The sequence below is a fragment of the Lachnoclostridium sp. An14 genome (genome assembly GCF_002160755.1).
Classification (GTDB): Bacteria; Bacillota; Clostridia; order Lachnospirales; family Lachnospiraceae; genus Lachnoclostridium_A.
Genome location: NZ_NFLE01000066.1, coordinates 1 through 7,624, shown reverse-complemented (window position 1 = coordinate 7,624; position 7,624 = coordinate 1). Strand labels below are relative to the sequence as shown.

The following is a 7,624-nucleotide window of genomic DNA, read 5'->3' as shown; positions in this document are numbered from 1 at the left end:
CACAAATGGATGCTCTTTTTTCATTCACTTGATAGGTGAAAAGCAATATTCAGTTAAAATACAGTAACTATGTGGCTTTCAGCCACATTCGTGGCAAAGTCGTGAATAATTCAGGTTTATCTACACTACTCTCTTTCGAATATGAGACGGTATTATTAAGCAAAAATATGGCAATATCCATCATGATGTCACTTTTCCTTGCTATCTTTACGGTTTTGCATTAGAATGAAGCAGCACTTAAATTCATACTATCTAAAAAAGTAATCGTTCTCGTTTCTGAGTCGGTTACTTTTTTATAAGTAAGCAATGCTATATTGTTGCGTTATTTCATCTTTTACAATCATTACACATACCGCATTGAAAATTTTAAAGAAGTAGAGAAAGCCTGGATTACTAATTCTTCCAGGCTTTCTTTACTTCTTTTATGGAGTCGAAAATATAAGTTGGAGAGTACGTATGAATCATAGTATCTGTTTTTTTCGCTTCACCGGTTAGTACCAGGACTGTCTCTACCCCAGAAGCGTTCCCGCATGCAATGTCAGTGTAAAACCTGTCACCCACTATCACGGTTTCCTCTTTGGTAAACGGATTTTCCCGGAGCGCAATATCCACCATATCGGTAGAAGGTTTTCCGATATAATGTGGTACCTGGCCTGTGGCATTAGTGATCATCTGACATATGGATCCGCAGTCGGGTACATAGCCAAATGGGACCGGGCAGACCAGATCCGGGTTGGTGGCAAGGAAGGTGACAGGGCGGGTCTGCAGGATGCGGCAGGTGTCAGTCAGCTTCTTGTAGGTAAGTTCGCTGTCGTAGGCAACCAGCACAAAGGAAATATCCTGGGTGTCCGGATCCGTGGTGACGCGGATTCCATGTCCTTCAAGCTCTCGAATCAGTGATCGTGTTCCAAGTGTATAGATAGTCTTTCCAGCTGCGTGTTGCCGTAGCCAGCTGGCAGAAGCGGTGGAGGCAGTTACAAAATTCTGTGGATCGGTTGAGATACCCATCTGACGGAATTTTTTGATGTAGTCCGCAATGCTTTTGGTGGAGTTATTGGTAATGAATACAAACTGCCCGCCGCGCTCTTTAATTTCCTGGAAGAATTCCGCCGCTCCGGGCAGCAGGACATCGCCCAAGGCCACGGTTCCGTCAATATCAAATAAGAAGAGTTTCTTTTCGGAAAGCATAAGCTACCTCCGGATCTGCTCCAGAAGCCAGGAAATGTCTTCTTGGATTCCGGATTCATCATCTGCCACATCCGGGCTGTATTCCAGAACCAGATCTGCGTTTGGAGTCAGTCTCTGATAATCAGACAGAAACAGGGGAAAATCCAGGGTCCCGTGGAAAATCCGCTGATGGCTGTCGTGAACACCGTCGTTGTTGTGAAGATGGTAAGCCACGATCTGATCCTTTAACGCTTCCATGGTCTGTGCCAGGTCCCAGCCGTTGGCGTAAGCATGGCCAATGTCGATCAGCACGGGATAATGCTCTTCCCTGCAGAGCTGGATAAACGCATCCTGGTCAAACAGCATGTTGCCGCGGTCCAGGACACCGGCATTCTCCACCACCACCGGGATCTGGTGCGGCTTGAACAGCTCCGCAATTTCCCTGTAGTTTTCTCTGGAAACACGGATCATCTCTTCCCGGCGTTCTTCCGTCACCGGGATGTTGTTGTGATGAAAGACCAGATACTGGCTTCGAAGGCGCACACAGTAAGGCAGGGTTTGGCGGATCAGGTTCATGGAGTGCGCATATTCCGGGGTGCCGGGGGCTGCGCTGTGCTCGGTTTCATAGTACGGGCCATGAAAACTAACTAGGATTCCTTCAAACTCCGGCAGGCAATGAAGAAGCTCTTCCTCATAGCAGTCTGCGTCAAACATAGGGAACAGCTCGACGCCAATCTGACCACGGAAGGCATGTAAATGCGGGATGACCCGGGCAAGCTGACCCGGTTTATACACATTGGTACTGACCAAAAGATTCATGATATTTACCTCCTGTTTTCTGGTTTTTATTCTGGGCATCCGGCATGGAAAAATCCAGGGCTGCGTTCAGACGGCGAATTTCTTCTGGATATCCAAGGGACTTCTCGCTCTGGGCATCAAACAGATGCAGTTTGCGGAAATCAATATTCATGAAAATGTTTTCGCCTGGGCGCGGGACCGAGTCATTGCAGATGGCAATCAACTCACTCTTTTCACCCTTGACATCAATATAAACGCCGTAGCGGTTTCCATAGTCCTCCACGTATTTTACGGTTCCGCAGATGGAAGTTTCCGTTGGACGGCTGCTTAAGACTATATGTTCTGGGCGGATGCCAACGCAGTATTTTCCGGATGGACAGGCATCTGCGATCGGACGCCACATCGGAGCCAGTCTGATCATCTGGTCTCCGATGGAGAGATTGCCGTTTTCATACTGGCAGGAGATGATGTTCATGGACGGAGAGCCAATGAATCGGGCACAGAAAATACTTGCCGGCATATTGTATACATGGCTTGGCGTGTCCAGCATTTCCATATTTCCGCGATACATGATGGCAACACGCTGTCCCACGGTCATGGCCTCAATCTGGTCATGAGTGACATAAACCATGGTCGGACGGTACATCTCGTGGATCTTGACCAGTTCTTTTCGCGCACGCAGGCGGAGCTGTGCATCCAGGTTGGAAAGCGGTTCATCCAGAAGAAAGTAGTCAGAGCGTTTTACGACGGCGCGGGCCAGGGCAACACGCTGGCGCTGTCCACCGGAAAGATCCTTCGGCTTGCGGTCCTCCAGACCTTTCAGCTGCAGCATTTCCAGTACTTCCTCCAGGCGGCGGTTAATCTCAGCCGCTTCCATTTTGTGGGCTTTCAGACCGTAGATGATGTTATTTTTTACAGTCATATGCGGGAAAAGGGCGTAGTTCTGGAATACCATGGATACGCCGCGGTCTCCGCAGGCAACATTGTTGACTACCTGGCCTCGCATATGCAGGGAGCCGGAGGTGATATCCTCCAGACCGGCGATCATGCGCAGGGTGGTGGATTTTCCGCAGCCGGACGGGCCCAGCAGAATCAGCCGCTCCCCTTCCCGGATTTCCATATTCAGATCATTGACGATCACATTTTTTCCGTATGCTTTTACGACGTGTTCAAAAACGATATTATTCATAAGTCCTCCTGACAGATTAACCTTTTACGCCGGATGCGGCAAAGGTGTTGATGATATAGCGCTGGAAAATAAGATACAGAGCCAGCGGAATGATCATGGTGATGACGGATACGGCCATGGCAATGGTAAATTCGGTGCCGCCCTCAGCGCTGATGTACATCTGGAGCGCCAGGGAAAGCGTGTAGTTTTCCTTGCTCTTTAAGATGAGCACCGGCCATACATACTCGTTCCAGGAATTGATAAAGAAAATGATCCCGGTCGTGAGAATGGACGGGCGTACCAGCGGCAGGATGATATCTCGCATGATCTTGAGGCTGCCGATGCCTTCCATCCGCGCAGCCTCAATGAGGGCCTTCGGGATTCCGCGCATGGCCTGGCGCAGCAGGAAGATACCTAAAACATCCGCAAACTGCGGAAGTGCCACGCCCCAGATGCAATCCCGCAGACCGAGTTTTGAAATCATCAGGTAGTTTGGAATCATGGTCACGGTGAACGGAATAAACATGGTACTCAGCATGATAAAGTAGAAAAACTGTTTTCCTTTGTAATCAAAATAGACAAAGGAATAGGCGGCAAACAGGCTGGTAATGGTTTTGAAGATGGTAACGGATGCCGCGATCAGAAATGTATTTAAGGTTATCTGGACAAATGGCAGTTTTTCAAATACATGCCGGTAGTTTTCCAGAGTCGGGTGAGACGGAATGATCTCAAAAATGGTATTAAATGCGTCCTGCAGAGTCTTGAAGGAGTTGGACAGAGCGAACACGATGGGAACCAGCATGAGGAAGACGATGGCGCCCAGGATCATGTGCCAGCCAATTTCCGAATGATTGTTAGTTTTCATAGTAGACTCCCTTCTCCACAAATTTAAATTCCAGAAGTAAAAGGACAATGAACAGCAGCATGGTCAGAATGGAAATGGCCGATGAGGTGCCGGTCCGGTACAAGGTAAAGGCCTCGTGGTAGGAAGCGTAGATCAGGTTGGAACTGGCGTAGTTCGGTCCGCCCTGGGTAATGACCTTGATGGGGGTGAACACATACTGGAGTCCCTGGACAATGGTGGTGATGAACACGTAAATTCCGGTAGCGGAGCTCATTGGCACAATGATGTCCAGAAAGATTTTCCACATGGGGACCTGATCCAGCCGTGCGGCCTCAATAACTTCCTGGGATACGCCGGAGACACCGGCTAAAATATTGATGAAGTTGTAGCCGAAGGTCTTCCAGGTGGTAATGATGCAGAGCACGGCAATGACCCATCCGTCGGTTTTGGACCAGAAGGGCATCTGGATACCGAATTTACCGAGAATGATGGCCACCGGTCCGGAAATCGGGTTTAAGATCCAGGTATAGAGGATGGAGCCGACCACCAGGGAGATGACGCTGGGAAGGAAGAACACAGCCTTGTAAAAACTCTTTCCATGCCGGATCACGGCGGAGAGGATAAAGGAGAGAATATAGGGCAGCACAAAGTTCAGAACCAGCAGAACCAGAATGTAAGCAAGGGTATTGCCCAGAATCTTAAAGGTATTCGGATCTCGGAATACGGCAATGTAGTTGTTCAGACCGACAAACTTTTTGACAGGCTTTACCATGTTCCACTCAAAAAAACTTAAGTAAAAGGTATAAAGGAGTGGGTAAAACATAAAGACTGCGAACACGGCTAGGGACGGGATCAGAAACAGATATCCCAGAATCGTTTGTTTTTTTGTTTCATTATTCAAGTGATTACCTCCGTAAATTCAGGAAAACCGGTACCTTCCCGTGAGCAAAAGGGAAAGTACTGGTCTGCATCTGGAATGTCAGCTTACTGTGCGTCTAACAGGGCATTGATGGCATCCTGGGTGGAAGTCATACCCTCCTCGGCAGTTACCTGTCCACCGAAGATCTGATCTCTCATATCCAGGAGCATCTGCTCAGCCTGAAGACCTGCATCACCCGGGAAGGATGTCCAGGAAACCACGCCGTCCATCTGCTCAATGGCAGCCTTCATCATCTCATTTTCAGCCAGGAAGGATTTCAGTCCGTTCTCTGCGTCTGCAACGTCCTTTCTTGGCGGTACATAACCGGTTCCGATGGTCCATGCAGCCATGGATTCCACGCTGTACAGGTATTTCTCAAACTCCCATGCGGCTTCCTTCTGCTCATCGGTCTGTGCGGTGATAGCTAAGAAGCATCCGCCTGCCGGAACTTTACGCGGGCTGCTGCCCCAGGTCGGGGATTTTACGGTAGCGACATCGAACTGCGCGCTCTTCTGAACGGATGCGCGACGGGCAATGGTGGTGTAGAGCATTGCGCAGTTGCCATCAATGAAGCTCTGGCAGCCTTCATCCCAGGAAACATGGAGAGCGGCTCCGTCCTTGATGAGGTCAGCAACCATCTGCATAGCCTGAATGCCTTCCGGGCTTGCGAAGCTTGCCTGGATCTTGCCATCTGCGGTCTTGGTCAGCATGGAAGTGTTATTGCTCTCGATGAGTCCCTGCTGTGCCCAGAAGTCTGCCGGCTCCTGCATATAGAAACCATATTTTCCGGTCTTTTCCTGAACAGTTCTGGCAAAGGAATCAACCTCTTCCCAGGTTTTCGGTCCCTCTTCGGAAAGTCCTGCTTCCTTCAGCAGATCGCGGTTGATGTAGAGAACCGGGCTGCTTAAAGAATACGGTATTCCGACCTGTACGCCATCACTGTTTACCGCCAGATCCAGGACGTTTGGCAGGAAATTGTCGGTCAGGAAGGTTTTGTCAGAAGCATCATACTGGTCGATGATCTCCTGTGGGGAGGTGTAGGAAAAGTTGTTGGAAAAATAATCCAGGAAAGCCCAGCCGATCTGAACCAGTGCCGGGGTATTGCCGGTAGCGGCTTCAGCCTGCAGGTTCTGCATCAGTCCCTTATACATATCCGGGTTATATTTAGCAACAACTTCAATGTGGTCATTGTTCTCATTAAAGTTTTTTACCAGTTCATCTACGGTCAGTCCGCCCTGGTTCTCTGCATTACAGTGCCAGTACTCGATAACGGTTTTGGAACCATTGCCGGAAGCGGTGCTCTCGGCGGAAGTGGTGGCTCCGGAAGAGGCGGAACCTGCTGTGGTATCTGCGGAAGTAGACTGACTGGATGAACCGCATCCGGTCAGAGAGATCATGGCACCTGCCATGCAAAGTGCTGTGAGACATTTTAGATTTTTTTTCATAATGTTTTTCTCCTCGTGTTAGTCTGGCAATAGAATTGGTTATGTGTTTCACAGTTTCCGATTATAGTGTTGTATGGCCTTGACATCTATCATGAAACAGTAAAAACATTGTAAGTTTTTAAACAAGAAACTAGGAAAAATGCAAATAATTGTTAAATATGTTAATTTTAAGAAAAATACCAAATTTGGTAGTTTGGAATTTTTGATTTTAGTGGAATGTTAAGATTAGGGAACGGGCAATAGATTATTTCCACAAAACACCATATCATCAGCATCGAGTACGATGATAATGAATACGGATTTTCTTCGATGTGAGAGTTCGGAAAAGATTGGATTAAGGATTCGATTCTTATACTGCAGTCAAAATCAAATATTCGGAGAAATCTTCTGATTTTGACTGTTCTGGGGAAATTCTAATAATTTGAGTTCTAATCTTCAGTTTGATATTTTTGCACTTGTGTAATAAACCATTCTGTGATAAGTTGTATCTATCTGCACTTTCCATACTTAGATAAGGGGGATTTTTTCATGTCTCAAGAATACATTACCTTTACAATCGGCCAGAAAAAGAATATTGCCCTGATTGCTCATGACAACGAAAAACAGAAACTGATTGCATGGTGTAAAGAACACAAAACTAAGCTGGAGAAGCATAATCTTTACGGAACAGGTACAACGTCCCGCATGATCACGGATCAGACTGGACTTACAGTAAAAGGTTATAACAGCGGCCCATTAGGTGGAGACCAACAGATCGGTGCTAAGATTGTGGAGGGTGTCATTGACTTCGTGATTTTCTTTTCGGATCCGCTGACAGCGCAGCCTCATGATCCAGATGTAAAAGCCCTGATGAGGATTTCCCAGGTCTACGATATTCCAATGGCCGTCAATAAATCCACTGCAGATTTTATGATTACATCCTGTTATATGAATCGTGATTACAAGCATGAAGTGATCAATTTCAAACAGCATATTGCAGATCGGGCAGAAACACTGTAGGTACCTGCCTGAACCACGAAATGAGACCGGTTCGTCACGCCGGTCTTATATTTTTCTTTATCTGAGATATGCTGTAGCCCGGGTCATACATTTTAGCTGTTTCTGTTGCTTCTGAAGAGCTCATTTAGTAGCCAATTCCAATACTTTTTTCCTTTCAGAATGCTCATCCTAAATTATTCACGGAACAGTATCTGAATTGATAACAGTACCATGAATCTGAAAATTGATCCATGCAGCCATAACATCACTCAATTAACCCGTCAAAAGGGTATAAAATCCCTGTG

7 protein-coding genes are annotated in these 7,624 nt (G+C 47.3%); 1 reads left to right on the top strand and 6 read right to left on the bottom strand.

Features of this window, described 5'->3' with window-relative positions:
* Positions 1 to 393: 393 nt before the first annotated feature.
* The 6 genes from B5E84_RS19830 to B5E84_RS19805 form a co-directional block, all read right to left on the bottom strand.
* Positions 394 to 1,188 carry an HAD-IIA family hydrolase gene (locus tag B5E84_RS19830; protein ID WP_015574643.1) on the bottom strand — a complete coding sequence of 265 codons (795 nt, stop codon included), beginning with the start codon at positions 1,186 to 1,188 and terminating at the stop codon, positions 394 to 396.
* 3 nt (positions 1,189 to 1,191) lie between these two features.
* The gene (locus tag B5E84_RS19825) at positions 1,192 to 1,986 is read right to left on the bottom strand and encodes a sugar phosphate isomerase/epimerase family protein (RefSeq protein WP_015544842.1); all 795 of its coding nucleotides are present in this window, start codon (positions 1,984 to 1,986) and stop codon (positions 1,192 to 1,194) included.
* Positions 1,955 to 3,154: an ABC transporter ATP-binding protein gene (locus B5E84_RS19820; protein ID WP_015574642.1), complete on the bottom strand. Its 1,200-nt coding sequence runs from the start codon at positions 3,152 to 3,154 to the stop codon at positions 1,955 to 1,957. Before B5E84_RS19820 ends, B5E84_RS19825 begins: the two co-directional genes overlap by 32 nt.
* 16 nt (positions 3,155 to 3,170) lie before the next feature.
* Positions 3,171 to 3,998: a carbohydrate ABC transporter permease gene (locus tag B5E84_RS19815; protein ID WP_015574641.1), complete on the bottom strand. Its 828-nt coding sequence runs from the start codon at positions 3,996 to 3,998 to the stop codon at positions 3,171 to 3,173.
* The gene (locus B5E84_RS19810) at positions 3,988 to 4,878 is read right to left on the bottom strand and encodes a carbohydrate ABC transporter permease (RefSeq protein WP_054334814.1); all 891 of its coding nucleotides are present in this window, start codon (positions 4,876 to 4,878) and stop codon (positions 3,988 to 3,990) included. Before B5E84_RS19810 ends, B5E84_RS19815 begins: the two co-directional genes overlap by 11 nt.
* A gap of 83 nt (positions 4,879 to 4,961) precedes the next feature.
* The gene (locus B5E84_RS19805) at positions 4,962 to 6,341 is read right to left on the bottom strand and encodes an ABC transporter substrate-binding protein (RefSeq protein ID WP_015574640.1); all 1,380 of its coding nucleotides are present in this window, start codon (positions 6,339 to 6,341) and stop codon (positions 4,962 to 4,964) included.
* 528 nt (positions 6,342 to 6,869) lie between these two features.
* On the opposite strand from B5E84_RS19805, the gene B5E84_RS19800 reads away from it, so the two are divergent.
* Positions 6,870 to 7,340 carry a methylglyoxal synthase gene (locus B5E84_RS19800; RefSeq protein ID WP_015574639.1) on the top strand — a complete coding sequence of 157 codons (471 nt, stop codon included), beginning with the start codon at positions 6,870 to 6,872 and terminating at the stop codon, positions 7,338 to 7,340.
* Positions 7,341 to 7,624 lie beyond the last annotated feature (284 nt).

What these genes read in the sequence shown, in the direction of transcription:
- B5E84_RS19830 (WP_015574643.1), bottom strand. Translation starts at nt 1,188, where the DNA reads ATGCTTTCCGAAAAGAAACTCTTCTTATTTGATATTGACGGAACCGTG.
- B5E84_RS19825 (WP_015544842.1), bottom strand. Translation starts at nt 1,986, where the DNA reads ATGAATCTTTTGGTCAGTACCAATGTGTATAAACCGGGTCAGCTTGCC.
- B5E84_RS19820 (WP_015574642.1), bottom strand. Translation starts at nt 3,154, where the DNA reads ATGAATAATATCGTTTTTGAACACGTCGTAAAAGCATACGGAAAAAAT.
- B5E84_RS19815 (WP_015574641.1), bottom strand. Translation starts at nt 3,998, where the DNA reads ATGAAAACTAACAATCATTCGGAAATTGGCTGGCACATGATCCTGGGC.
- B5E84_RS19805 (WP_015574640.1), bottom strand. Translation starts at nt 6,341, where the DNA reads ATGAAAAAAAATCTAAAATGTCTCACAGCACTTTGCATGGCAGGTGCC.
- B5E84_RS19800 (WP_015574639.1), top strand. Translation starts at nt 6,870, where the DNA reads ATGTCTCAAGAATACATTACCTTTACAATCGGCCAGAAAAAGAATATT.